Genomic DNA, 26460 nt, shown 5'->3' with positions numbered 1-26460 from the left:
GATGATCCTTGCCGATCCCGCCGCGACCGAGGCGCTGGGCGCGCGGCTGGCGGGCCTTGCCCGACCCGGCGATGTCATCACGCTGGAAGGGCCGCTCGGCGCGGGCAAGACGAGCATTGCGCGCGGGTTGCTCGCGGCTCTTGGGCTGGTGGGCGAAGCACCGTCGCCGAGCTTCGCGATCGTCCAGCCCTATGCGCCGCCCGAGGTGCGCTTTCCGGTGTTGCACGTCGATCTCTACCGGATCGACGACGCGGACGAGATTGCCGAACTGGGTCTGGACGAAGCCGAAAGCGATTCGCTGCTGCTGATCGAATGGCCCGAACGCGCGCCCGGTTACTGGCCCGATGCGCTGATGCTGACGCTGGCGATCGAAGAAGACGGGCAGCGTCGCTTGACAGCCGCCGTCCCGCCGGGCTGGAGAGAGCGATGGCAGCAGATATGACCCCACCCGCCGCCGCCGCGGCATTCCTCGCGGCGCACGGCTGGTCCGACGCGACGATCGATCCGGTTGCGGGCGATGCGTCGTTCCGGCGATATTTTCGTGTGCGCGCGGGGGATCGCAGCGCGATCCTGATGGATGCGCCGCCGCCCGAGGAGGATCCGCAGCCGTTCATCGATATCGCACGCTGGCTCACCGAGCGCGGGTTCGCCGCGCCCGCGATCCACGCGACCGATCTGGCGACGGGGCTGGTCCTGCTCGAGGATTTCGGCGACGTGCGGATGCGCGAGACGATCGATGCGGATCCTGCGCGCGAAGCGGGGCTGTACCGGTCGGCGATCGATACGCTGGTCAGGTTGCAGCGCGAGGACGCGGCACCCGTGCCGCGCTACGATCTCGCGGTGCTCCACCGCGAGGCCAATCTGATGACCGAATGGTATTGTCCCGCGATCGGCGTAACGCCGGATCAGGCGGCGTATGATCAGGCGTGGGATGCTGTGCTGGGCACGACGCTCCACGGCACGATGGTGACGGTGCTGCGCGATTACCACGCCGAAAACCTGATGCTGCTGGGCGACGGCGATGCGCTCGGGCTGCTCGATTTCCAGGACGCGCTGGCGGGGCATCCCGCCTATGATCTGGTGTCGTTGCTCCAGGATGCGCGTCGCGATGTCGCCCCGCCGGTCGAGACCGAGATGCTCGCTTATTACCGTGCCGCGTCCGGCGCTGGCGAGGATTTCGATACCGCTTATGCCGTGCTCGGCGCGCAGCGGAACGCGAAGATCGTCGGCATCTTCACGCGGCTGTGGCAGCGCGACGGCAAGCCGCGTTACGCCGCTTTGTGCCCGCGGGTGTGGGCCTATCTCGACCGCGATCTCGCGCATCCTGCGCTCGCGCCGGTCAAGGAATGGTTCGACGCGACGATCCCGCCTGAGCTGCGCGGCAACCCGATGGAGCTGTCGGCGTGATTGGACCCAAGCGGACGTTGCACATCCGGCCCGATCCGGGGGGCAAGGTGCCGAAGACCGCGATGGTGATGGCGGCGGGGCTCGGCAAGCGGATGCGCCCGCTCACCGCGACGCGGCCCAAGCCGCTGGTGGTGGTCAACGGTCGTGCGCTGATCGATCATGTGTTCGACCGGCTCCGCGCGGGCGGGGTCGAGCGCGCCGTCGTCAACGTGCATTATCTCGCGGACACGCTGGAAGCGCATCTCCACAACCGCGTCGCGGGGATCGACGTGGTCGTCTCCGACGAACGCAAGCAGCTGATGGAGACGGGCGGGGGGATCGTCCAGGCGCGCGCGCTGATCGGCGACGATCCGTTCCTCGTCGTCAACAGCGACAATCTGTGGGTCGATGGCCCGAGCGACGCGATCCGCATGCTCGCCGCGCGGTGGGACGACGCCAAGATGGACGCGCTGCTGCTGATGGTGCCGCTCGCGCGCGCCAATCATCATGCCGGGCAGGGTGACTTCCGGCTTGCCGCCGATGGCAAGATCATCGGGCGGCGGCAGCCGGGCAAGCTCGCGCCGTTCGTCTATACCGGCGTCCAGATCCTGTCGCCGCGCGTGATTGCGGACTGGCCCGAGGGCCCGTTCTCGACGATGCTGTTCTGGGAACGCGCGATCGCGGCGGGGCGTGCGTACGGGCTGGTGCACCAGGGCCTGTGGTTCGACGTCGGCACGCCAGCGGCGGTCGGCAAGACCGAGGTCATGCTCGCGGATGGCTGAGCCCGTCCGGCCAAAAGTCTTCACGATCCCCGCGCACCGCGCCTTTGCCGATGCGCTGGCGGCGGGGCTGATCCGTCAATTCGGGCCAGATGCCAAGGGCGATGATCTCGGGCTCGCGCGCGGGTTGGTGCTGCTCCCCAACAATCGCGCCAAGCGCGCGCTGACCGAGGCGTTCGTCCGCGCGAGCGACAACGGCTTGCTGCTCCCGCGGATGGTCGCGATCGGCGATCCGGCGCTCGACGAAGGCGTGGGCGCGGCGCTCGATCCGGCGGATAGCGCGGAGCCGATCCCGCCTGCGGTCGAGCCGCTCGAACGGCGGATGATCCTCGCGCGGCTGATCGGCGAGGAACGCCAGCGCGGCGGGCAGCCGATCGATGCGGCGGAAGCGGTGCGGCTGGCGGGCGATCTCGCGCGCACGCTCGACCAGTTGCTGGTCGAGGACGTTGCGCCGATCCGGTTGCGCCAGATCGAGCTCAACGAAGCGATGTCGGCGCATTGGGAACGCGCGCTCGCGCTGTTCGAGATCGTGCTCGACCGTTGGCCGGGCGAACTCGCGCGGATCGGGCGGATCGATCTGGCGGACCGGCGTGCGCGGTTGCTGCGGCGGCTGGCGGAGCGGTGGGACGCGGTGCCGCCACCGGGGTTTGTCTGCGCGGCGGGGATCACCGACAGCGCGCCCGCGGTGGCGCGGCTGCTGCGCTCCGTGGCTGACAGCCCGCGCGGGATGGTCGTGATGGCGGATCTCGCGATCGGGATGGACGAGGGCGAATGGCAGGCGCTCGGGCCGCACCGGTTCGATCCCGACACCGGCAGCACGCGCCGCTCGATCGAGACGCATCCGCAATTCCATCTCAAGCTGCTGCTCGAGCGGATGAGCGTCAACCGCACCGAAGTCCGCCAGTGGCGCGACGGCAGCGACCATGACGCGACGGTCGCGCGCGGCAAGGCGGTGGCGAATGCTTTGGCGGCGGCGGAGGCGACCGCCAAATGGACGTCGCTGCCTGCCGAACAGCGGCGATTGAGCGGGATCACCGCCGCCGAACTCGCGACGCCGGGGGAAGAGGCGCAGGCGATCGCGCTCGCCTTGCGCGAAGTGGTCGAGATGCCGGGCCGCACCGCCGCGCTGGTGACGCCCGATCGCGGGCTGGCGCGGCGCGTGGCGGCACATTGCAAGCGGTGGAACATCACCGTGGACGATTCGGCGGGGCGGCCCTTGTCGATCCTGCCGCCGGGGACGTTGCTGACCGCGCTGGCGGAGGCGGCAACTCAGCGGTTCGCGCCGCTCGCCTTGCTCACGTTGCTCAAGCATCCGCTGGTGCGCTCGGGGCCGGAGCGGACGGCTTGGCTGGACGGGGTGCGTTCGCTCGACCGCGTTCTGCGCGGGCCGCGTCCGGCGGCGGGGCTGGCCGGGATCGACGCACATCTACGACAGGCACGGCGCGCTGGTGACGCGACCGCGTGGTGGCCCGAGGCGCGCGCCTTGCTCGAGCCGCTCGAACCGTTGTTCGCACGCGCGGCCCCGCTGGCGGCGCTGGTCGCTGGGTTGCGCGAGACCGCGCAGATGCTGTGCGGGGATGCGCTCTGGGCTGGCCCCAACGGTCGTGCTGCGGCGGAATTGCTGCGCGGGATCGAGGATCACGCGGGCGAGGGGCCGGCAATGGTCGACCCGGCCAGCCTTGCGCCGTTGCTCGCGACGTTGATGGACGAAGTCGCGGTGCGTGCGCAGCAGGGCGGGCACCCACGTATCGCGATCTATGGATTGATCGAAGCGCGGTTGCAGACCGCCGACGTGATGATTCTCGGCGGGCTCAACGAGGGGACTTGGCCGGGCCTGCCCGCGCCCGATCCGTGGCTTGCGCCGCGCATACGAATCGAACTGGGGCTTCCCGGGCTGGATCGTGGTGTCGGGATGGCGGCGCATGATCTCGCGCAGGCGTTGGGCGCGCCGAGCGCGCTGATCACGCGCGCGCGGCGTGGGGGCACGCAACCCGCGATCGCGTCGCGTTTCTGGCTGCGCTTGCAGGCGCTGGCGGGCGAGCGGTTCGAGCGGGCTGCCGCGCTGGAGGGTTGGGCGCGCGCGCTCGATGATCCGCGCGAGCATCTGCCGGCCACGCGCCCGGTGCCCGTGCCGCCCGCGGAGCGCCGCCCGACGACGATCGCGGTGACCGATGTCGACCGGCTCAAGGCCGACCCTTACGCTTTTTACGCCAAGCGCATCCTGGGGCTGGTGCCGCTCGATCCGGTCGATGCCGATCCGAGTGCGGCGTGGCGCGGCACCGCGGTCCACGCGATCCTCGAGCAATGGGCGCGCGAGGATGCGTGCGCGCTCGATACGCTGCATGGCCGCGCGCTCGCGATGTTCGACGGCGCGCATCCGATGCAGCGCGCTTTGTGGCGACCGCGGCTGATGGAGGCGATCAACTGGATCGTCGCGGAAATGGGCAAGCAGGCGGATGCGGGGCGGAGCGTGCTCGCGGTCGAGCAGTCGGGCAAGGTCGCGATCGCGGGTGTCACGCTGACCGGCAAGTTCGACCGGATCGACCGCAACCCGGACGGGACGCTCGCGATCATCGATTACAAGACCGGCAAGGCCCCCTCGGCGGCGGCGGTGCGCGAGGGGTTCAGTCTGCAGCTCGGGCTGCTTGGGCTGATCGCGGAGCGCGGAGGGTTTGAGGATATCGCGGGGATCGCGCGCGGGTTCGAATATTGGTCGCTGACCAAGAATGGCGATGCGTTCGGCAAGGTCTCGTCCCCGGTCGATCCGGCGGGCAAGCTCGACAAGGTGCTGCCCGAGGATTTCGTGACTCTCGCCGCGCGGCACTTCAGCGATGCGGCGGGGGAATGGCTGACGGGGATGCGCGGGTTCGAGGCAAAGCTGCACCCGGATTATGCGCCGTTTGCGGAGTATGATCAGCTGATGCGCCGGGATGAATGGTATGGGCGTGAGTAGTGGCGTGGGGCATTACAGCAGCTTCTCAACTTTGACCGCTTCCCCGGCGAAGGCCGGGGCCCAGTCGTGCTGGCTGAGGGCTGGCAACGCTGCGCTATCAAATTTCTCGCTCACTACTGGGCCCCGGCCTTCGCCGGGGAAGCGCAGTGATGTAGTTGGAAGCCACGCCCGATGAGCGAACCCAAAGGCCACCGCCCACTCCCGATCCTCAAGGACGCCCAAGCCCGCGCCAGTGACCCCGGTGGGCACGTCTGGCTGTCCGCCTCGGCGGGCACGGGCAAGACGCAGGTGCTCACCGCGCGCGTCTATCGTTTGCTCCTGCGCGGGGTCGATCCGGCGGCGATCCTGTGCCTGACCTTCACCAAGGCGGGCGCTGCCGAAATGGCGGGGCGGATCGGCGAGCGGCTCGCGGCGTGGGTGCGGATGGCCGAGCCCGATCTCGCGCGCGACCTCCATGCGCTGGGCGAAGACCCGTCGCCCGAGCTCAAGCAGCGTGCGCGGACGTTGTTCGCGCGTGTGCTCGATTCGCCCGGCGGCGGAATCCGGATCCAGACGATCCACGGTTTCTGCCAGAGCCTGCTGTCGGGCTTCCCGGTCGAGGCAGGCCTCGTTCCCGGTTTCCGCCCGATCGAGGCGCGCGAGGAAGCGGTGATGGCGCGCGACGCGCTCGCCGAGATGCTCGTCGCCGCCGAGACCGAGGGCCGCGAGAAACCGATCACCACCGTCGGCGCGCTGAGCCTGCGGCTGGGCGAGGGCGAGGCGGAACGCTATCTGCTCGCCTGCGCGCGTGCGCCCGCCGCCATGGCGGAGCTGCCGATGGGCGATGGCGTCCAGCCCTTCATCCGCCGCGCGCTCGACTTGCCGACCGGCGATATCGAGGCGGTGTTATGCGCGGCGTGCGACGACAGCGAGTTCGACGTCGACAGCGTCGCGCGGCTCGCGGCGGCGAACCGCGCGTGGGGCACCGCGACCGGCGGCAACCATGCCGATATCGCCGAATGCTGGGTCGAGGCGACGCCCGAAATGCGCGTGCGGATGCTCGGTGACCTGATCGGCGTGCCGTTCACTGCCAAGCGCGAACCGCGCAAATATTCGCCCAAGCTGATCGCGGCGGACGAGGACTATGCCGGCATCGCGATCGAGGTCGGCGAAGCCTGCGCGACGCTTCTGGGTCTGCGCGAGCGTGCGGCTTATGCCGATCTGCTCGCCGATGCGCTGATGGTCGGGCGCGATTACGCTGCGACCTATGACCGCGCGAAACACCGGCTCGGCGCGGTCGACTTCGACGATCTGATCCGCGCGACGATCGCGTTGCTGCAACAGCCGGGCATGGGCGAATGGGTCCGCTACAAGCTCGACCAGGCGACCGAACACGTGCTGATCGACGAGGCGCAGGACACCAACCCCGAGCAATGGGCGATTATCCGCGCGCTCGCCGAGGAATTCTTCGCGGGCGACGGCAGCCACGGCGAGCGCGTCCGCACCTTGTTCACGGTCGGCGATTTCAAACAGGCGATCTTCGGCTTCCAGGGGACCGACCCGCGCTACTTCGGTGCGGCGGAACTCAGTTTCGGGCGGCTGGCGGAGGCGGCGTGGGACTCCGACAGCGCGGAACGTGCGCGCACTGGCGAAATGCGCGCGCGGCCGTGGCATCGGCTGTCGCTGACCCAATCGTTTCGCTCGACCCGGCCAGTGCTCGAATTCGTCGATTCCGCGCTCGAACTGCTGCCCGAACCCGGCATGGGGCTGATCGCCGACCGCGAGCGGCACGCGAGCGAAGTCCCGGGGCCGGGGACGGTCAGCTTGTGGCCGCTGGTGATCGCAGGCGCGGGCGACGAGGACGAAGAGGGCTGGATCGGCGACGCGACCCGCGCGCTTGCTGGGCAGATCGCGCGGACGATCAAGGGCTGGGTCGGCACGCTGATGCTCGAGAGCAAGGGGCGCACGCTCCAGCCCGAGGATATCATGATCCTCGTCAAGCGGCGTGGCGACCTCGCGTCGCTGATCGTCGCGCGGCTGTATGCCGAGGGCGTGCCCGTCGCGGGGGTCGACCGGCTGCGGCTCAACGCGCCGCTGTCGGTGCAGGATCTGCTGTCCGCGATCCGCTTCGTGTTGCAGCCGGAGGATGATCTGTCGCTGGCGTCGCTGCTGGTGTCGCCGTTGATCGGGTGGAGCCAGGACCAGTTGATGGATGCCGCGCCCAAGCGCGCGGTCAGCCTGTGGCGGCATATCAGCAAGACCATGCCGCGCGCCGATCTCGTGCCGGTCTATGCGATGCTCGATCGCGCCGATTTCGCGACGCCGTATCAGTTCCTCGAGGAACTGTTGTCGGGGCCGCTCGGCGGGCGGCGCAAGCTGCTGCGGCGGCTTGGGCAGGAAGCGCGCGATCCGATCGAGGAATTGCTCAGCGCCGCCCTCGATTTCGAGTCGCTGGGCACGCCGTCGCTGCAACGCTTCCTCGACTGGTTCGATCGCGGCGAGGTCGAGATCAAGCGCGATCCCTCCACGCCGCATGATTCGGTTCGCGTGATGACCGCGCATGGCGCGAAGGGGTTGCAGGCCCCGCTGGTGATCCTCGCGGACGCTGCGGTCGATCCGACGCGCTCGCCGCGCTCGACGCTCAAATGGACCGCGGGCGACATGGCGGCGATCCCGATCATCCGCCCGCGCAAGGGCGAGGCGACCGGGCCGCTCGCGGAGCTCGTCGACGACGCCGCCGCGCGCGACCTGGAGGAGCATTGGCGGCTGTTCTATGTCGCTGCGACCCGCGCCGAGGAACGGCTGGTGATCGCCGGATCGGTCGGGCCGAGCGCGAAAAGCGTCGCCCCCGAGGCGAGCTGGTACGCTGCCGCCGACCGCGCGATGACCGCGCTCGGGTTGCCCGCAGAGACCGCGCCGCGCGATTTCATCGGCCATGCGCCGCAAAAGCCCGTGCCGCTGGTGCGCGCGAAAAGCGGCGAGGGGCGCGATCCGGTCACGGTGCCCGACTGGGCACTGCGCGACGCGTCGGTCGAATCGCGCCCGCCGCGGCCGCTCGCGCCGTCGTCGCTGGGCGATGACGTCGTGTCGGACGCGCCGCCGACTCCTGCAATGCGTGACGCCGCTGAGCGCGGGCGGCTGATCCACGCGCTGTTCGAACGGTTGCCGCCGGTTGCGCCCGAAGAGCGCGCGGTGGCGGCGGATCGCTGGCTCGAGCGGAGCGGGGCGGTGGCCGATCCTGCGGTGCGCGCGGCGATTGCCGACCCGGTGTTGACGGTGCTCGACGATCCGCGCTTTGCCGAGGCGTTCGGGGAGCGGTCGCTCGCCGAGGCACCGATCGCGGCGGTGCTGCCCGACGGGTTCGTCGTGTCGGGGACGGTCGATCGCCTGCTGGTCGAGCCCGAGCGGATCCGGATCGTCGATTTCAAGACCGGGCGCAGCGTGCCCGGCAGCGATGCCGAGATCCCGCCCTATCATATCAAGCAGATGGCGGCCTATGCCGCGGCGCTGCGGGTGATCTTCCCGGGGCGGGCGGTGGAGGCGGCGCTGCTCTATACCAGCGGGCCTACGCTGTACCTGCTGTCGCCCGAGGCGCTCGCCACGCACAAGCCCGGCTTTGCGAGCGCGGAGCAAAGCTAGGCTTCGTGCGCTTGAGGTGCGAGGGCGACGACCTTACGTTCAGCCCAACACAAGGAGACAGACATGCCGACCAAGAAGATCACCGACGCAAGCTGGGATGCCGACGTCACCAATGCGCAGGGCGCGGTGCTGGTCGATTTCTGGGCGGAATGGTGCGGCCCGTGCAAGATGATCGGGCCGAGCCTCGAAGAGATTTCCGAGGAATTGGGTGAGCAGGTGACGATCGCCAAGCTTAATATCGACGAGAACCCCGATGCGCCGGGCAAGTATGGCGTGCGCGGGATTCCGACGATGATCCTGTTCAAGAACGGGCAGCCGGCGGCGACCAAGGTCGGGGCTGAGCCGAAGAGCAAGTTGAAGTCGTGGCTCGAGGGTGAGCTGGCGTAACGGTGTGGGCCTCCGGATCGAATGACCCGGGGGCCTTTTTACGGGATAGCGCATCCAAACCGAGCCGCTTCCCCGGCGAAGGCCGGGGCCCAGTAGTGAGGCCTGAGTAATTGAGCGCTTTGCCCAGTTGGAAAAACCTCCGCTACTGGGCCCCGGCCTTCGCCGGGGAAGAAAAAGTTTTGGCAGTGCTCGCGTTGAGAAGCGCCAGCAGCAACCTCCCTCAACTCCGATAATCCGCGTTGATCGAAATATACCCGTGCGTCAGGTCGCACGTCCACACCGTCGCCGCGCCGTCGCCAAGCCCGAGATCGACCCCGATCTCGATGTCCTGGCCCTTGAGATGCGCCGCGACCGGCGTTTCGTCATACCCCGTCACCGCCAGCCCCTCGCGCGCCACCTGCGTGTCGCCAAAGCGGATCGCGAGCAGGTCGCGCTCGGCAGGTTCGCCCGCCTTGCCGACCGCCATCACGACGCGGCCCCAATTCGCATCCTCGCCCGCGATCGCGGTCTTGACGAGCGGGGAGTTGGCGATGCTCAGCGCGATGCGGTGTGCGCTGCGGTCGCTCTCCGCGCCGGTCACCGCGACTTCGATGAACTTGGTCGCGCCTTCGCCATCACGCACCACCAGATGCGCGAGCTGGCGGCACAGGTCGCCGAGCGCCGCACGGAACGCGTCTGCGCCGTCGTCCTCGGCGGCGGTGAGCGGCGGATTGCCCGCCTTGCCGGTCGCGAAGGCGAGCACGCTGTCGCTGGTCGAGGTGTCGCTGTCGACCGTGATGCACGAGAAGGTCGCACGATTGGCTTCGGTCAGCGTCGCCTGGAGGAACTCGGCGGAGACCGCCGCGTCGGTAAAGATATAGCCGAGCATCGTCGCCATGTCGGGCGCGATCATCCCCGAACCCTTGATGATCCCCACCAGCGTTACCGTGCGCCCGCCGACCATCGCGGTCGTCATCGCGCCCTTGGCGAAGGTGTCGGTCGTGCCGATCGTGTTGGTGGCGTCCTCCCAAGAACAGGGCGCGGCGGCGAAGGCCGCGTCGAGCCCGGCTTCGGCCTTGTCGATCGGCAACGGCACACCGATCACCCCGGTCGACGAAACGAACACGTCGGACGGCTTGCACGCCAGCGCGCCCGCCACCTTGGCGGCGATCGCCTCGACCGCGGCGCGCCCGCGCCCGCCGGTGAAGGCGTTGGCGTTACCCGCATTGACGACGACCGCGCGCGCTTCGCCGAGGACGAGCACCGAGCGGCACCATTCGACTTCGGGCGAGGGGCATTTGCTTTGCGTCAGCACGCCCGCGACGGTGGTGCCAGGGTCGAGCGTGATGAAGGTGAGGTCGTTGCGCTCCCATGGCTTGTACCCGGCGCGCGCGACACGCGGCGTGACACCTGCGATCGCGGGCAGAGCGGGGAAGGGGCGAGCGAGCGGGGAGCGGTCCATGGTGGGGCTGTAGCAGATCGCTACCGTGTCTCAAGCGGTGGTGCCGGTTGCTCTCCCCTCCCTAGAAGGAAGGGGAGCGCGCGGTTTCGGGCGTCTCGCTTGGGGCGGTGCTTCGACTTCGCTCAGCACGAACGGACTCTTTCGTTCAGCACGAACGGACTCTTTCGTTCAGCACGAACTGAATTCAGCGCAGTTCCTTCTGTCGACCTTTCGGGCGCGGGTTGCTCGTCGGAACCATCCTCCTCCGTTCGCACTGAGCGAAGTCGAAGGGCCCTCTCCGCACGAACAGCCCCCCACGACGAGCGGTGTTTGCCGATAGACGAAGTGCGTCGCAGCCATTACATGCCGGGGTACCCATGGAATGGCTGTTGTTCTTTTCTGCGATCCTCTCCGCGCTGACCGGCGTGGTGACGGGCGTCCGCGCGCCGGACGTGCAGGTCGAATGCCAGTCGGTCGCGGCGGCTCGTGCGCAGATCGCGCTCCCGGCGCGGGTCCTGCGGATTGCGGGCCATCTGCATCTCGCCGGCGGCTTCATGGAAACGCCGGTCTTCTCGGTCAGCAGTCTTACCCTGCCGGTGATTGCAGCGCCTCGCCTGTACCTGGATCGCCCGCGGGCTTGATCCGGTGGCGCCTGCCGCGCTGCCCTTCTTAACGACATCTTTCGGTGGCCGCGTGTAGCGCGCCGCTCATCCCCTTTGAAAATACAGGAATTGCCCATGTTCGGCGGCATTGCCAAATCGCTTTTCGGCTCGTCCAACGACCGCTACGTCAAGTCGCTCGGCGCGGTCGTGACGAAGATCAACGCGTTCGAACCGACCATCTCCGCCATGTCCGACGGGGAGCTGTCGGGCCAGACCGCGCGCTTCCGCGAGCGGCTGACGGCGGGCGAAGACCTCGACGCGCTGCTGCCAGAAGCGTTCGCCACCGTGCGCGAAGCCGCCAAGCGCGCGCTCGGGCAACGGCATTACGACGTCCAGCTGATCGGCGGCATCGTGCTCCACCGCGGCGAGATCGCCGAAATGCGTACGGGCGAGGGCAAGACGCTCGTCGCGACGCTCGCCACTTATCTCAACGCGCTGCCGGGCAAGGGCGTCCACGTCATCACCGTCAACGACTATCTGGCGGCGCGCGACGCGGGTTGGATGGCGCAGGTCTACAACTTCCTCGGCATGACGGTCGGGGTGATCATCCCCAACTTGTCGGACCAGCAGCGGCTCGACGCCTATGCGGCCGACATCACCTACGGCACGAACAACGAGTTCGGGTTCGATTACCTGCGCGACAACATGAAGTATGAGCGCGAAACGATGGTCCAGCGCCCGTTCGCGATGGCGATCGTCGACGAGGTCGATTCGGTGTTGATCGACGAGGCCCGCACGCCGTTGATCATTTCCGGTCCGACCGACGACAAGTCCGACCTGTATCGCTCGGTCGACCTGATCGTGAAGCAGCTCCAGCCGACCGATTACGAGAAGGACGAAAAGCAGAAATCGATCATCCTGACCGAGGACGGCACCGAGAATATCGAGCGGCTGCTCGAGACCGCGGGGCTGCTCGAGGGTGCGAACCTGTACGATTTCGAGAACACGCAGGTGGTGCACCACACCAACCAGGCGCTGCGCGCGAACATGATGTTCCGGGCGGACATCGACTACATCGTCAAGGACGGCAAGGTGATCATCATCGATGAGTTCACCGGCCGCATGATGGACGGCCGCCGCTGGTCGGACGGTCTGCACCAGGCGATCGAGGCCAAGGAAGGCGTTGAGATCGAGCCCGAGAACCAGACGATGGCGTCGATCACCTTCCAGAACTATTTCCGCATGTATCCGAAGCTTGCGGGCATGACCGGGACGGCAGCGACCGAGGCGGCGGAATTCTACGACATCTACAAGATGAATGTCGTGACGATTCCGACGCACGTGCCGGTCCAGCGCGTCGACGAGGAAGACGAATTCTACAAGGACACCGCGGACAAATTCCGCGCGATCGCCAAGAAGATCAAGCATCACGCCGATCTCGGCCAGCCGGTGCTGGTCGGCACCGTATCGATCGAGAAGTCCGAATTGCTCAGCGAATTCCTGGTGCAGGAAGGCGTCAAGCATGAGGTGCTCAACGCACGTCAGCATGAGCGCGAGGCGCACATTGTCGCGCAGGCGGGGCGCAAGAGCGTGGTGACGATCGCGACCAACATGGCGGGCCGCGGCACCGACATTCAGCTCGGCGGCAACCTCGAATTCCGCGTCAACGACGAGCTGTCGGCAATGGCCGAGGGGCCGGAGCGCGAGGCGGCGGTCGCTCGGATCAAGCAGGAAATCGCGGTCGAGAAGGCCGAAGTGCTCGCGGCGGGCGGGCTGTTCGTGCTCGGCACCGAGCGGCACGAGAGCCGTCGGATCGACAACCAGCTGCGCGGGCGTTCGGGGCGTCAGGGCGATCCAGGTCTGAGCCGCTTCTACCTCAGCCTCGACGATGATCTGCTGCGCATCTTCGGGCCGGACACTTTGTTCGCCAAGATGATGCGTTCGAACATCGGCGACGGCGAGGCGATTGGCAGCAAGTGGCTGTCCAAGGCGATCGAGACCGCGCAGAAGAAGGTCGAGGCGCGCAACTACGACATACGCAAGCAGGTCGTCGAATATGACGACGTGATGAACGACCAGCGCAAGGTCATCTACGAGCAGCGCAGCGACATCATGGACGCGTCGACCGTTGGCGACGTGGTCGAGGACATGCGGTCGGAAACGGTCAACGGCATCGTCGGCGCGGCGTGCCCTCCCGGCACCTATCCCGAGCAGTGGGACATCGCGGGGATGAAGGAGCAGTTGGCGACGACGCTCAACCTCGATCCGCAGATCGAGGCATGGCTCGAGGAAGAGGCGATCGATCCCGAGATCATCGAGGAACGCGTCCGCACGCAGGCCGATGATCTGGTCCGTGAAAAGGCCGAGTCGCTCGATCCGGAGACGTGGGTGCGGGTCGAAAAATCGATCCTGCTGCAGAACCTTGATCATCACTGGAAGGAGCATCTCGCGACGCTCGACGCGCTCCGCCAGGTCGTCCACCTGCGCGCCTATGCGCAGAAGACGCCGATCAACGAGTATAAGCAGGAGGCGTTCTCGCTGTTCGAGCGCATGCTCGGGAGCATCCGCGAGGACGTGACACGGACGATCGCGTTCGCGCAGTTCAACGTCGAGCCAGCGCCGTCGCTGCCGACGTTGCCCGACTTCATCACCAACCATTTCGACCCGTTCACTGGCGACGACGATACCTACGATCAGGACGGCGCGAGCGGCTTGATCACCACGCGTCTGCCGCCGCTGTCGATCCCGCGACCGGAAGGTCAGGAGCTTGGACAGGATCCGGCCGATTGGGTCGGGAACGTCAGTCGGAATGCGCCTTGCCCGTGCGGGTCGGGGAACAAGTACAAGCACTGCCACGGCGCGGTCTGACGACCGCTTCTGGCGTCATCTCGCGCAGGCGGGGTGACGATCAGTGGGCAAGTTCTGCCCTTTGGTCCGAGCGCAGATCGCAGACAAAAAAAAGCCCCCCTTCCGACCAGCGGAAGGGGGGCTTTTCTGTACCGCGAGCTTATTTGGGCGTGACGATACTCGGCCCGAGGTTGCGCAGAACCTCGCGTGCATCGAACGCACGGATGTTGTCCTTCGGCTTGGGGCCCTTGCCAACAACGATCTCGGCGTTGGCCTCGTACTTGTCGATCGTGTTGATATCGATCCCGCGGTCGAAGAATGGATCGCCGATGAAGGGATCCCACGAACGCCAGCCGAAGCCGCGACCGCGATAGCGCCAGCTGGGGCCCCAATAGCCGCCGCCGAAGCCGCCGCCATAACCAAAGCCGCCGCCATAGCCCAAACCGCCATACCCCCCGCCAAAGCCACCCAGACCGGGCGTGGCGTACGTACGCGTGCTCTTGTCGACGTTACGGTCAGCAAAGACGAAGTAGTCGAAGCCACGTTGAACGGTCAATTCCGCGGCGCGGAACAAAAGATACTTCTCTACCGTGTCGCGCGACGTGTAGCTATTGCCCGAGAAACTGACCTGGAAGCGGTTGTCCTCGATCTGGCGATCGCTGTAGCCGGATCGCGAGAAGCCGTTGCCAACGGCGGGGCGATAGGTCGATTCGGATGCGCAGGCCGTTAGTAGGGTCGATGCCGCAAGCGCCACAACAAGCGCAGATCGGCGGAAATTCGGCGGGAACTTGGGCATTTCGGTCTCCAGTGAACTGGTCTGTGCGGCGAGCCGTGCCGTCGAGGCCATGAAGCGCAGAACGATCGATCCGGTGCAAGGCTCCGGTGTTCGGTCAGAACTACGACCTTGTAAACCGTTGGAGATGAACGGAGACTGACGCGCGACGAGCCGTGCCAATTTAGGCCTCCAAATCTATTTCTCTTTAAGATCGATATGCGACACATTGTAACTGTCGAGGTGCCCGATTTGCGCTTATGTTGCGGCGGGGCGAGTGGCGACGCACAAAGGGGGCGTTAATGCGGATCATTGGGGGGATTGCTGCAGGTCTGATCGCCGCCGCGACGCTGTCCAGCGTCGTTCACGCGGATCCGGGTGTCTTATCGCGCGAATCGGCGGCCAAGATGGTCGGAAAACTGACGCCTGTGGAGGCGCGGGTGACACCGGATTTTCGCATTCGTCTCGCAATGGTCACGACCCCCATGGAGGCCGATCAGCTGATTGATCCGGACGGAGCGATGAAACACCGCTTTGCCAGTTCAATGATCGACTATTACCCGTTCAATGGCAGCGGCCTCCATCTGTCGGGCGGAATGAAGTTCTTCTCGGTCGCCAATTTTGTGCGGGACGCCGAGAAGGCCACCGGCGGGTTGCTGTACATACCGCGCCTGCCGGGTGCCGGCACCGGGGTGCGGACCGGTTTCAACCGTCGTACGCCCGCAGCGACGGTAGGATACAGTGGGCAGTATAAGAACGCGTTGTTCGGGGTCGAGTTGGGCACGCTCGTCGGCTCGGCCAATGCGGATCTACCGCGCTCCTATCGTGCGTTGGGCGAACGACGCGGGGGATTGAACCCGATTGCGAATCTCGTTGTCGGCATGAAGTTCTGAAACGCCGCACCCAAACAAGGCGATCTCGATCGATGTCGTAGAAACCGCAGAAAACCGCCGTTTTCTCAGTAATATAAAAAACCTGCGACACAGCGCTTGCATTGCCGCGCAACCCGTTGCTATAGGCGCGCCTCCGCGATGTTCCCTGATAGCTCAGCGGTAGAGCTCTCGACTGTTAATCGAGCGGCCGTAGGTTCGAATCCTACTCAGGGAGCCACTTTTCGCAGGACGATACGACCCCGGCGGGGCGTATCTTACGAACCCCAAAATGACAGGCGCCGTGGTGCCATTGTGAAATGTCCATCCCCATGGGGTGCGACGACGCGCACCTCGACGCTTATAAGGGTCTGCGGGGCGGAGCCGGGTCTATCGACCCGGTCCTATCAGTATGATGCTACGGCGTGCAGGAACGCGGAGATCCGCGTCGGGTCCTTGATCCCCGGGGCGCTTTCTAGCCCCGACGACACGTCCACCAGCGTCGCGCCGGTTATCCGGATCGCCTCTGCCACGTTGTGCGCATCCAGGCCGCCTGACAGCGCCCAGGGCTGCACGTGACGGACACCCTGAAGGAGCGTCCAGTCGAAGCGTACGCCCATCCCACCGGGCATCGCTGCACCAGGGGGTGTCTTCGCGTCGTACAGGATGCGGTCCGCGAGGCCGTGATACGGCAGAGCGTCAGCGAGATCGGCGCGAGTCCGTACCGCGACGGCACTCCAGAGCTCCAGGCCCGGTTCGCGCCTTGATCGCCGCGGTGCGCGCTGGCGGCGTTTGATGCAGTTGCAGAACACTGAGCCGCCCAACCGCGATCGCCGCGTCCAGCGTGGCGTCGTCCGGGTCCACGAACACCCCCACGCGTGCCACATGATCGGGGACACGCGCCGCGAGCTGCTCGGCTCGGTCGCGTCCGACGTGGCGGGGCGATGGTGGGAAAAACACTAGCCCAACGTGGCTTGCGCCCCCGGCGATCGCACAGTCGAGCGTTTCCGGTGTGGAAAGTCCACAGATCTTGGCGGTAACGGGCATGCAGAAGTCCTTGGCGGTCGTCGTGATGCGCGCAAGCGGTAGCACGAAGGGCTTAACTTCAGCCGAACGAAGAGGTGCACCACGCTGCGGTGACTGGCTCGATTACAGCGTGGCTTCGATTGCGCGGGCAGCCTCGTTTGGATCAGCCGCCTGGGTGATCGGGCGGCCGATCACAAGGACCGATGCGCCCGCGTCGATCGCAGCACGGGGCGTGACGACGCGTTTCTGATCGCCAAGCGCGCCGTCCGCCGGCCGAACACCGGGCACGACGAAAAACCCTTTCGGCCACAGCGCATGAGCCGCTGCCACCTCGGCCCCCGAGCAGACGATCCCGTCGATTCCAGACTCTTTGGCCAGTTCGGTCAATCGCAAGACCTGGTCCTGTGGAGACCCGGGAACACCAATGGATGCAAGGTCCTCTGCGTCGAGGCTGGTCAGCGTCGTCACCGCGACGACTTTCGTCCCGGTGGGGGCCGCTGCCTTGGCGTCTTCCAGCATTGCGCGGCCACCCGCTGCGTGCACGGTCAGAATGGCGGGATCGATCCCGTGCAACGTCATGATGGCTTTGGCGACTGTGTTGGGGATATCGTGGAGTTTTAGATCGAGGAAGATCGGCAAGCCAACGTTGGCCATGCTGCGAATTCCAGCCTGCCCGTTAGCGAGGAAGAACTCGAGACCGAGCTTGATGCCGCCGACATGATGGCGAACGCGCTCCGCCATTGCATGCGCCTTGGCCAGATCGGGTGTGTCGAGCGCAACATATAGACGGTTGCTCACAAAATCGCTCCACTGGCTGAGGATGCCTGCGCGGAGGCAGAGATCGTTCCTGGTGGATCGGCTGGAAGCGGGGCGGGTGGTGCCGCCGCAATCTGCGGAGACATTGCTGCACGCATGTCGGCCAACGTCCGTTCTGCATTCGCCAACCGCGCGCGCAGGCGCCAGCGCAACGTCGAATGCCATGCGAGAGTCGGCAGAAGCCCCGCCAGGAAAGTCACGAGCAGGAGCAACGGCAGATTCACCAGCGCTTCCATCCCGCCCCACAGGCGGATCGCGACACTTGTCCAGTTGGCGACGGTGAACACTGCGGCGATGAACGCTAGCAGGCACCAGAACAGGATCTTGAGGAATTGCATGACGGTGAGGCTACTCAAAACCGTGCGGCTTGACCAGTGTCAGCCAATCTCGCGGCGCAGCGTCTCGAACAGGCCTGGAATTGCGGAAAGCCGGCCGGCTTCCTCGTCTAGAATAGCGAGGAACGCGGCGCGCTTGATCGCGGCGGTTCTGCCGGGTTTGAGCCGCTGGTCCCCCTCCAGCACCGACAGCACGATGTCGATCATCCGCTCCGCGCCGTGGAGGCGCCCCCACAGATAGTCGTTCTCGCGGTAGGCCCGGCTGAAGAACGCGCCGAAACTGTTGAACTGTATGCCTTTCAACGTGGCCTCGGCACCGCCGGAACGAATCGACGTCGCATCGTCGGGCGCGATCCGATCGACCTTGATCGAGTCGAACTCGTCGAGTCCTTCGCCTTGCAGCAAGGGCAGGGTGGCGACGTCATAATAGGGGAAACCCAGATAGGTCAGCAGGATCGGTCGCTTTACGTCGCGCGACAGATGGGTGAGCGCGGTTGCCAGGCGCGTGTCGGTCGCGGTGTCCAGGTCCCGCAGCGCCATAGCAGTTCCAAGGCTGTCGAGCAGGGCGGCGGCGTCCCCGTCCGGTGCGCGCACATCCGGGCAGAGCCCCGCGTACAGATCGGTGCGCTTGCATTCCAGATAGTCGGCCAAGCTTGCATAGACCGCCTCCCGGATTGGACCGAGTTCGCTTTCCGGGTGATCACCTTCCATTTCGGCGATGCGCCGCGCCACGAGACGCAACCGGCGCAACCGGAACCCAAGATCGAACGTGCGTAGGAAAACGATCATAGGCTGTCCGGCACCGCCTACGAAGCCCGTCCGGGGTTCGCCAAAGCCTTGAGAGGCAACCGCCTTTTCGACACGTTGCCGAATTGGGGCAATGCTGTGGGGGCGCGCATCGCCGCCCACCCCGTCCAGCAGCGCGACGATTGCGTCGATCACACCGGTCAGCTTGAGATGCCCATAGGCGGTATAGGCGTAGCCCGAACTTTTCGCCGCCGCGATCTGTGCGCGCTGGCGCCACGCGGCGAGGCGCGACGGGGTCGGTGAATCGAGAAACAGGGTATAGCCGAACAACGCCTCGACCTGCTTTTCGACTTCCGGACGGATTCCGGCGATAATCGTTCGCATCCGCTCGATTCGGCGCGATCGTTCGGCGATGTCGTCCAGATTGTCGCGGATCGGTTGCTGGCGCGGCAATTCCGACATCGCGCCGATGATCGTCTGGAAAAAGCCGGGGGGTTTGTCGCCGCCGCCGACCAAACCGAAGCTGCCGCGCGGATGCGGGTCGATATAGACGAACCGGCGGTCGATCTGGCGTTGCGCAGGACGCTCGCGCAATGCGTCGATTGCGGGACGGAATGGTGCGTTGTTGAGCACGGATCCGTCGATCAGGACGGCGCTTTCGGCAGCATTGACGGCGTATTGCCGCGGCAAAATCCGCGCGAGAAAGGCGTCGCGTCCGCGCCATGCCGCAGATCGGGACTCAAGAACCCGGTCGAGTTCGCCGACCATGAACGGCGGGAACGCGCCCGGGAAGCACGAGGTCGCGCGCGCCGCGAACGCCAGCTCCGCGGGATCGGCGAGCGTCTCGCACGCGACGCCGTGATCGCTGAACGGAACCACGACGCGGTGTTCCGTCTCGACCACTTCCGGGGGCGAATGGAGCGTCAGGCGTTCCGGATGCCCCCGGAAATCGGTGACGGTGACGAACAGATCGAGCGGCTGGCCGGGGGGAAGCAGCCGCGGGGTGCGGGGCGCGGCGGCCATCGCCTCCAGCGCATCGAGGATCAGCCCGGTGAACCGTTCGCCCCCGAACGGCGGTTCGAACCAACGGGACCGGATGAAATGCGACAGCTTGGCGCGCACTTCGTCACGCGCGTCAGAATCGACGGTCGCGTCGACGCCGTCGGCACTCCGTGCCGCGACCCAGGCCAGCGGAAGCGCCCACGCCTTCGAAAAGCGCGTCGTCGGTGCTTGTCGTTCGTCGATCAGCGCTTCGACATCGGCCGACTCGAGCCACAATTTGGTGAGGGGTTCAAGGCTTTGCCCGCTGCTGATCGCTTGCCCGAGGAAAACGCCGTTGATGCCGCCCGCGCTGGCGCCAGCGATGATGTCGACCAGAACGCGCAGGCGCACCCCGGTCTCCGTTTCGATCTCGTCGAGCAGGGCCCGGTAAATGCCAGCGCTTCCGGTTTCGGCGTCCGGTCGAGGTGCGCCGCCATGGAACGCCTGGCTCGCGCACGCAAGCCGCCAGATCTCCTTGGTAATTCCGTGCATGTAGACGGCAAGGCTGATGCCGCCGTAGCACACCAGGGCCAGGCGCAACTCCTTGTCGTGCGTCATTGCGGTTCGATCAGCGCCCAGATCGGCAAGTGGTCCGAGGCCTTGCGTGCGAGCGTGCTCGTATGGACTCCGCAGTCCGCCACTCGAAAACCGCGCGTCATGATCCGGTCGAGCCGCCCGATTGCGCGGCGCGCGTGAAAGCTCGGGCCAGTCGGCGCGATATCGAACGTGTGGCGGAAATCATGCAGGCAGCCGCCATTGGGGGTCCATTCGTTGAGATCCCCCATCATCACCGTCGGCATTGGAGGCGCGCAGTCCTCGACGTGCGTCAGGATGGCGCGCGCCTGGCGGCGTCGCCACAGTCCAGACAAGTCGAGGTGCATTCCGAGGACGCGGACCGGCTGCGAGTCGATCGCCACGTCGACCCGGATCGCGCCCCGGGGTTCCAGCGCTGGGATGTGGAGCGCGGTCGAGCGCAGCACGTCGCAATCCTTGCGGACGAGCAAGGCATTGCCATGCCAGCCCATGCTCAATCGGTCATGAAGCGGCACCGCACGCCACGGGGTGTGCTCCTCCAGCAGGCGATGCGGGATGATCGCCGCGCGCGTGCCGTGGCGCAGGTCCGCCTCCTGCAACGCGATGACGTCTCCGTCGATTTCGCACAGCACGTCGAGGATCCGACGCGGGTCGCGGCGACGGTCTAGCCCGACTCCCTTGTGCATGTTGTAGCTGACAACCTTGATCACCCCTGCGCTATCGGGCGGATCGCTTCGTCATGCAATCGTACGGATTGATCATGCGTCCGACGCGAGCGAAATTTGCGTCCGGCTGCGGCTTGCCAAAACCGGCTCGGGATCTGCAGAATTTCGGCTTTGTCCGATCGCATAGCGCTACCATTTGAAGGCGTAAACTACGCGAAATGAACTTTCTGAGCTGCCCGTATTGCACCATGGTAACGGTACCGATAGGCTTGCTCGAAAGAACGATAAACACGGGAGAGCGATGATGAAATCTGCACAAGGTATTCTTGCGTCACATTGGTTGGGCAGGCCGGTTCGCAGCTGTCTTGCGACGTGCAGCATCGCGGCCGCGGTTGCGCTGGCAGCGCCGCTGCAGGCGCAATCCGACAAGATGGCCGGCATCCCGATCCCAGCCCAGCCGTCCGCGATCGAATTGGGGACCGGGACCTTGCCGAACGCCAAGGCGCCGGAAGCCTGGCACAGCCAATATGGCAGCGTGTTCGCGCGGAACGTGACCGTGGCGACGCTCACCCCGTTCCTGCCCGATCCCTCCAAGGCGACCGGGGCGGCGGTAATCGTGGCGCCGGGTGGTGGCTTCCAGACCTTGTCGATGGAGAATGAGGGCTGGGATGTCGCGCGTGCGCTTGCGGCCAAGGGCGTTGCCGCGTTCGTGCTGAAATATCGGCTCAACCAGACTCCGGAGGACATGGCCGCGTTTCAGCGCGGATTGGGTCCCGGCGCAGGTCCCCGTCCTCCGCGGCCAAGCCCCGAAGCGATGATGGCGAATCTCGCTCCGCAAATTGCGGATGCGCGCGCGGCGTTCGCACTGGTGCGGAAGCGGGCAGGCGAGTGGCATGTCGATCGTGACCGGATCGGGATGGTCGGCTTCTCGGCGGGTGCCATGCTGACGATGGCGACGACGATGGTCGGTCAGGACGCGAAACCCGCGTTCATCGGCGATATCTACGGGCCGGTCACTCCGATGACGGTGCCCGCGGATGCGCCGCCGCTGTTCGTCGCGCTGGCGGCGGATGATCCGCTGTTCGGCAACGCCGGGTTCGGGCTGATCGACAGCTGGCGCGCCGCCAAGCGTCCGGTCGAGTTCCATCTGTTCGAACAGGGTGGTCACGGGTTCGGCATGTACAAGAAGACGACGACGAGCACCGGTTGGTTCGACGCGTTCGCGCGTTGGCTCGACATGCACGGCTATCTGAAGCCCGCCGCCTGACGGACAGGTGCCGACCGTTCGCGCGGTCGGCACCGTTTCGGTCCGGATGGCGTGGTGCCCGCGACCGTCGAACGGCGGATCTTGCCACACCCTTGCATAGGGCACGCGATCGGGCATGACGGCGGTCGATCTATCCGGAGACCCGCATGCGCCTGTCCCTTGCTATCGCCCTCATCGTCGCGACCCCCGCCGCCGGAATCGCACAGCAACAACAGAATGCGTCGCCTGCGGAGGCGCCGACGCGGGCGTTCACCGGCGCGGACCTGTTTGGCCTCGCGATCGCAGCGGACCCGCAGATCAGCCCGGATGGCCGCACGATCGTCTACGTCCGGCGCAGCGCCGATGTGATGACCGACCGGATGCAGTCGTCGCTGTGGCTGATCGATGTGGCTTCGGGGCGGCAGACGCCGTTCGCGACACAGGGATCGAACCCGCGCTGGTCTCCGGATGGTACACGCGTCGCTTATGCCGCCGCCGACGGGGATCGATCGCAATTGTTCGTTCGGTGGCTGTCGTCAGGAAGCAGCGCGCGCGTGACGAGCTTCCCCGGCGACCCGCAGGCGCTCGCCTGGTCGCCTGATGGACAACAGCTCGCTTATGTCGCGACGGTCGCGGGCGAGGCGACGACGCTCGGCAAGGCGCCGCCCAAGCCAGAGGGCGCGAAATGGGCGGAGCCGCTGACGGTGATCGACCGGATCAACTACCGCAACGACGGACCCGGTTACGTCAAGCCGGGCCGCGACCATCTGTTCGTCGTGGCGGCGGACGGCGGCGCGGCGCGTCAGCTGACGTTCGGCGCGTTCGACGACGGCGGCCCACTATCGTGGACGCCGGATGGCCGATCGATCATGTTCGCGGCGATTCGCGGACCCGAGGCCGATCGGCAAGTGATGAACTCCGACGTGATCGCGGTGGACGTGGCCAGCGGCGCTTTGCGGACGCTGACCAGTCGTGACGGCCCCGACGCCAAGCCGATCGTCTCCCCGGACGGTGCGCGGATCGCGTGGATCGGGTTTGACGACAAGCGGCGTAGCTATGAAAACGCGCAACTCTATATCGGCGATCGCAACGCTGGCGGTGCAAAGTCGCTGACCGCGACGCTCGATCGCGGGATCGAGGATGCCGCGTGGGCGGCGGACGGTCGCAGCCTGTTCGCCAGTTACGACGACCGCGGACAGCGCAAGGTCGCGCGGATCGGTCTGGACGGGCGTGTAACGCCGCTGGTCGACAACGTCGGGGGCGACGGGCTCGACCGACCCTATACCGGCGGCGAATTCTCCGTCTCGCGCAACGGCACGATCGCTTATACCGGCGGCGATGCGAGCGCGCCGGCGGACGTCTGGGTATCGAGCGGTGGCAAGGCTCGTCGCCTAACCCAGCTCAACGCGGGATTGGCGACGGCGAAGGCGCTCGCGCCGGTGCGCAAGATCGCGGTGACGGCACCGGATGGCCGGTCGATCGACGCGTGGATCGCAATCCCGCCGGGCCGACCTGCCGGGAAACGCATGCCGTTGATCCTCGAGATCCACGGCGGCCCGAACAGTGCGTATGGCCCGAGCTTCGCGACCGACGTGCAATTGTACGCGGCGGCGGGCTATGCGGTGCTGTGGACCAATCCGCGCGGGTCGACTTCCTACGGCGCCGAGTTCGCCAATCTGATCGACAAAAAATATCCCTCCGCCGATTATGACGACCTGATCGCCGCGGTCGATGCCGCGATCGCGGATGGCACGGCTGATCCCGACAATCTGTTCGTCACCGGCGGATCGGGCGGCGGCGTCCTCACCGCGTGGATCGTCGGAAAGACCAACCGGTTCAAGGCTGCGGCGACGCAGAAGCCCGTCATCAACTGGGCGAGCGAGGCGCTGACGATGGACAATACGCTGTTCACCTCGCGCTACTGGTTCACCAAGCTGCCGTGGGAAGACCCGATGAGCTACTGGAACCGTTCGCCGCTGAGCCTCGTCGGCAACGTGAAGACACCGACGCTGGTCGTGGTGGGCAGCGACGATTATCGCACGCCGGTTTCGGAATCGGAGCAATATTACGCCGCGCTGCAGATCCGCGGCGTGCCGACTGCGCTGGTCAAGGTTCCCGGCGCGAGCCACGGTGGCTTTACGGCGCGTCCGTCGCAATCGGCGGCGAAGGCGTCGGCTATTCTTGCGTGGTTCGATCGGTATCGTACCGGCGCGGGGGGCGATGTGGCGCCGAAACCCTGACGTTCGCGCGTAGGATGCGGCGGTTGTCGCGTGCGACCTTTCGGTTGAGCCCGATCAGCACGAGTGCGGCACCTGCCGTCAAGTGGCCGCACCACGCCACCGCGCCGTAGCCGCTACCGAGGACGATCATGTCCACCGCGAGCGCGAATAGCAGGGAGAGTGCGCCAGCGATACGAAACCGTCGCGCGGATCGAACGGTCAGCGCGTGGCCGAGAAGGTCCTTTTGGTGTCGCACCATCGCCGCGCAAAGGCAGGCGAATCCGACAACCGCGACAATGATAGCCAAGGCGTGGATCATGCTGCCGCCATGTTCTGCATGGTGCGCATGCCGCGAGCGGGTTTGGCATTGACCGTCGACGCCTTGCGCGCTGCCCAGCCGAAGCCAAGGGCAAATAGGAGCATCGCGATGTCAAAGGCGACGAACAGCCAGTCGCCCGTCATCACGCCGGTCAGCATGTTGCGCGAGACGGTTAGGGCATTCACCACTGGCACCGATGCGAACAGGCCGGCGGCCAGCGCGAGGCTTTCTATCCAGGCGCGACGGTAGGGCCGGGCGATCGCCCAGAGCAGCACGGCTGCCCATGTCAGGAAGAGACTGTGGATCTCCCATTCTGCGCGAGCCGTCATGCCGGTCGGCAGCAGCCGGTTGGCGAGGAAATAGGCAGCGATGCCTGCCGGTAGACCAGCGATCGCGGCGATGTTGAGCCGTTCTACGAGGCGGAAACCGAAATGCGGACGGGTGGGGTCTGGCAGCTTCGCGCGGCGCTTCACCGTCCATAGGACGAGCCCGCTGCCGACCATGATCGTTCCGCCGATGCCCGACAAGAAGTAGAGCCAGCGCAGACCCCAGCCGGCGTAGCGACCGGCATGAAGCCCGATCATCACACTTTGGGTGGCCATTGCGCCGCCTTCTGGCGCGCCGCCGCGTATCATCCTGCCCGTGGCACCGGCAAAGACCATGCTTTCACCGCGCGCGCCGATGGCGGTGTCCGCCGCACGGCGGAGCGTAATGGTCGCGCTGACGTCGTTCGGATTGGCAATCTGGACCGAGCCCACTGCCGCCCCGGCCCATTCCCGTGTCGCGACTGCCATCAGTGGTCCGATGGGTACCATCGCCGCGGCAGTGCCGGTCCGTTGCGTCTCTCCGCCGTTCGGAAACACCTCGGCGAAGAAAGTCTCGGGGGACGCGTAATTGGCGGCGATCCCCCATGGCATGTACAACGTCGCCAACGTGACCAGCCCGGTATAGGTGATCATCAGGTAGAAGGGCAGAGCGAACACCGCCGTGACGTTATGCACGTCGAGCCAACTGCGTTGCCCCTTGCCGAAGCGCAGCATGAAAAAATCGGCAAAGATCTTCTTGTGCGTGATGATTCCGGACAGGATCGCGACGAGCATGAACATCGCGGCGGCACCGACCAGATATCGCGCCCACAACACCGGCATATAATGCAGGTCGAAATGGAAGCGGTACAGAAAGAAGCCGCCGCGCGTCTCGCGCGTTGTAACGACACGTCCATTCCCGTCGAGCGTTGCGCTGGTGTCGTTCCGGCGGCGCCGGGCATGCTGCTCGCCTTCCACCGTCCGGGGTTGCCAAAAGACCTCCGTCGCAGGGTTGCGCGCGGATGGCGGGGTGATGAACCAGCTGTCCGCGTCAGGTTGGGTCTTTTGCAGCCATGCGATTGCGGCCTGCGTCGCCGGCGCCGGGGCGGCGGTGGCGACTACCTCGGGCCGCATCCACCGGCTGATCTCTTCCTGAAAATAGGCGGCGGTGCCGGTGACGAACATCGCGAACAACAGCCAGCCGAACAACAGTCCCGTCCAGGTGTGCAGCGCCGCCATCGATTGGCGAAAACCGTTCTTCACAATCGACCTCCCGTCAGAATGGACCAGTAGAGGGCGGCGCCCAGCAGAAGCGCGGCAGCCGTTAGCCACAGCCAGATGCGCAACACCGAGCGGGCGGAGAAGATCGCGACGATGATACCGGCATAGATGGCAAACGACGCGAGGGTGGCGGCGACGCTGGCCTCGGCCGCGCGCATCGGCAGGATCCGCGCGAGGCAGGCGACTGCGAGCGACGTGACGCCATAGCCGCCGACGATCGCGCCCAGGATGCGTAGGGGCAGGCTGATCCGGGCGGCAAGGCTCTCCGGGGCTGCGATCCGTTTACGTGCCAT

20 protein-coding genes, 1 tRNA gene and 1 pseudogene are annotated in these 26460 nt (G+C 66.3%); 12 read left to right on the top strand and 10 right to left on the bottom strand.

What is annotated here, in order from left to right; genetic code table 11:
• The first annotated feature begins 1 nt into the window (after position 1).
• The 6 genes from tsaE (at position 2) to trxA (ending at position 9123) form a co-directional block, all read left to right on the top strand.
• Positions 2-442 carry a tRNA (adenosine(37)-N6)-threonylcarbamoyltransferase complex ATPase subunit type 1 TsaE gene (gene tsaE, locus ABIC16_RS13665; protein ID WP_277968488.1) on the top strand — a complete coding sequence of 147 codons (441 nt, stop codon included), beginning with the start codon at positions 2-4 and terminating at the stop codon, positions 440-442.
• The gene (locus ABIC16_RS13660) at positions 439-1407 is read left to right on the top strand and encodes an aminoglycoside phosphotransferase family protein (protein ID WP_354292330.1); all 969 of its coding nucleotides are present in this window, start codon (positions 439-441) and stop codon (positions 1405-1407) included. The genes tsaE and ABIC16_RS13660 overlap by 4 nt, the downstream gene beginning before the upstream one ends.
• A complete protein-coding gene (locus tag ABIC16_RS13655; protein WP_354291514.1) occupies positions 1404-2168 on the top strand; it encodes a nucleotidyltransferase family protein in 765 nt (254 codons plus the stop codon). The genes ABIC16_RS13660 and ABIC16_RS13655 overlap by 4 nt, the downstream gene beginning before the upstream one ends.
• Positions 2161-5118 (top strand): double-strand break repair protein AddB, encoded by a 2958-nt coding sequence (gene addB / locus ABIC16_RS13650; protein ID WP_354291513.1) that lies wholly within the window; start codon positions 2161-2163, stop codon positions 5116-5118. Before ABIC16_RS13655 ends, addB begins: the two co-directional genes overlap by 8 nt.
• A 171-nt stretch (positions 5119-5289) precedes the next feature.
• Complete coding sequence (gene addA, locus ABIC16_RS13645; RefSeq protein ID WP_354291512.1) at positions 5290-8736, top strand: double-strand break repair helicase AddA; 3447 nt, start codon at positions 5290-5292, stop codon at positions 8734-8736.
• A 63-nt stretch (positions 8737-8799) separates the two neighbouring features.
• The gene (gene trxA / locus ABIC16_RS13640; protein ID WP_277968484.1) at positions 8800-9123 is read left to right on the top strand and encodes a thioredoxin TrxA; all 324 of its coding nucleotides are present in this window, start codon (positions 8800-8802) and stop codon (positions 9121-9123) included.
• 220 nt (positions 9124-9343) lie between these two features.
• On the opposite strand, the gene argJ is transcribed toward trxA, so the two are convergent.
• Positions 9344-10564 (bottom strand): bifunctional glutamate N-acetyltransferase/amino-acid acetyltransferase ArgJ, encoded by a 1221-nt coding sequence (argJ, locus tag ABIC16_RS13635; RefSeq protein ID WP_354291511.1) that lies wholly within the window; start codon positions 10562-10564, stop codon positions 9344-9346.
• Between the two features lie 356 nt (positions 10565-10920).
• On the opposite strand from argJ, the gene ABIC16_RS13630 reads away from it, so the two are divergent.
• Together ABIC16_RS13630 and secA are read left to right on the top strand one after the other, a co-directional pair.
• Complete coding sequence (locus tag ABIC16_RS13630; protein ID WP_354291510.1) at positions 10921-11184, top strand: hypothetical protein; 264 nt, start codon at positions 10921-10923, stop codon at positions 11182-11184.
• A gap of 96 nt (positions 11185-11280) precedes the next feature.
• Positions 11281-14013 (top strand): preprotein translocase subunit SecA, encoded by a 2733-nt coding sequence (gene secA, locus ABIC16_RS13625; RefSeq protein WP_354291509.1) that lies wholly within the window; start codon positions 11281-11283, stop codon positions 14011-14013.
• Positions 14014-14152: 139 nt separating this feature from the next.
• Here secA and ABIC16_RS13620 read toward each other — a convergent pair whose 3' ends face one another.
• Positions 14153-14788 (bottom strand): CC0125/CC1285 family lipoprotein, encoded by a 636-nt coding sequence (locus ABIC16_RS13620; protein WP_277968467.1) that lies wholly within the window; start codon positions 14786-14788, stop codon positions 14153-14155.
• 278 nt (positions 14789-15066) lie between these two features.
• On the opposite strand from ABIC16_RS13620, the gene ABIC16_RS13615 reads away from it, so the two are divergent.
• Complete coding sequence (locus tag ABIC16_RS13615; protein ID WP_354291508.1) at positions 15067-15657, top strand: hypothetical protein; 591 nt, start codon at positions 15067-15069, stop codon at positions 15655-15657.
• Between the two features lie 142 nt (positions 15658-15799).
• Positions 15800-15874: transfer RNA gene (locus ABIC16_RS13610), tRNA-Asn, on the top strand.
• Positions 15875-16040: 166 nt separating this feature from the next.
• Here the strand turns inward: ABIC16_RS13610 and ABIC16_RS13605 are convergent.
• From ABIC16_RS13605 to ABIC16_RS13585, 5 genes and pseudogenes are all read right to left on the bottom strand, one after another.
• Positions 16041-16680, bottom strand: a pseudogene (locus ABIC16_RS13605) (phosphoribosylanthranilate isomerase).
• Between the two features lie 102 nt (positions 16681-16782).
• Entirely contained in the window at positions 16783-17457 is a 675-nt protein-coding gene (pyrF, locus tag ABIC16_RS13600) for an orotidine-5'-phosphate decarboxylase (RefSeq protein WP_354291507.1), read from the bottom strand.
• A complete protein-coding gene (locus ABIC16_RS13595; RefSeq protein ID WP_502958315.1) occupies positions 17454-17831 on the bottom strand; it encodes a hypothetical protein in 378 nt (125 codons plus the stop codon). The genes pyrF and ABIC16_RS13595 overlap by 4 nt, the downstream gene beginning before the upstream one ends.
• A gap of 21 nt (positions 17832-17852) precedes the next feature.
• Positions 17853-20156, bottom strand: a complete 2304-nt coding sequence (locus tag ABIC16_RS13590; RefSeq protein WP_354291506.1) for a patatin-like protein — start codon at positions 20154-20156, stop codon at positions 17853-17855.
• Positions 20153-20842 (bottom strand): endonuclease/exonuclease/phosphatase family protein, encoded by a 690-nt coding sequence (locus tag ABIC16_RS13585; protein ID WP_277968461.1) that lies wholly within the window; start codon positions 20840-20842, stop codon positions 20153-20155. The genes ABIC16_RS13590 and ABIC16_RS13585 overlap by 4 nt, the downstream gene beginning before the upstream one ends.
• A 295-nt stretch (positions 20843-21137) precedes the next feature.
• On the opposite strand from ABIC16_RS13585, the gene ABIC16_RS13580 reads away from it, so the two are divergent.
• Positions 21138-22064: an alpha/beta hydrolase gene (locus ABIC16_RS13580; RefSeq protein WP_354291505.1), complete on the top strand. Its 927-nt coding sequence runs from the start codon at positions 21138-21140 to the stop codon at positions 22062-22064.
• 146 nt (positions 22065-22210) lie between these two features.
• Positions 22211-24283: a prolyl oligopeptidase family serine peptidase gene (locus ABIC16_RS13575; RefSeq protein ID WP_354291504.1), complete on the top strand. Its 2073-nt coding sequence runs from the start codon at positions 22211-22213 to the stop codon at positions 24281-24283.
• Here the strand turns inward: ABIC16_RS13575 and ABIC16_RS13570 are convergent.
• Genes ABIC16_RS13570 through ABIC16_RS13560 form a run of 3 tightly spaced genes read right to left on the bottom strand, consistent with a single transcriptional unit; the run spans position 24219 to position 26460 of the window.
• On the bottom strand, positions 24219-24581 hold the full coding sequence (locus tag ABIC16_RS13570; RefSeq protein ID WP_354291503.1) for a DUF3325 domain-containing protein: 363 nt from the start codon (positions 24579-24581) through the stop codon (positions 24219-24221). The genes ABIC16_RS13575 and ABIC16_RS13570 overlap by 65 nt on opposite strands.
• Complete coding sequence (locus ABIC16_RS13565; RefSeq protein ID WP_354291502.1) at positions 24578-26149, bottom strand: PepSY-associated TM helix domain-containing protein; 1572 nt, start codon at positions 26147-26149, stop codon at positions 24578-24580. Before ABIC16_RS13565 ends, ABIC16_RS13570 begins: the two co-directional genes overlap by 4 nt.
• A complete protein-coding gene (locus ABIC16_RS13560) occupies positions 26146-26460 on the bottom strand; it encodes a hypothetical protein (RefSeq protein ID WP_354291501.1) in 315 nt (104 codons plus the stop codon). The genes ABIC16_RS13565 and ABIC16_RS13560 overlap by 4 nt, the downstream gene beginning before the upstream one ends.

This window comes from Sphingomonas sp. PvP055 (assembly GCF_040546365.1).
Lineage (GTDB): Bacteria > Pseudomonadota > Alphaproteobacteria > Sphingomonadales > Sphingomonadaceae > Sphingomonas > Sphingomonas echinoides_A.
This window is presented reverse-complemented; position numbering and strand designations above follow the sequence as displayed.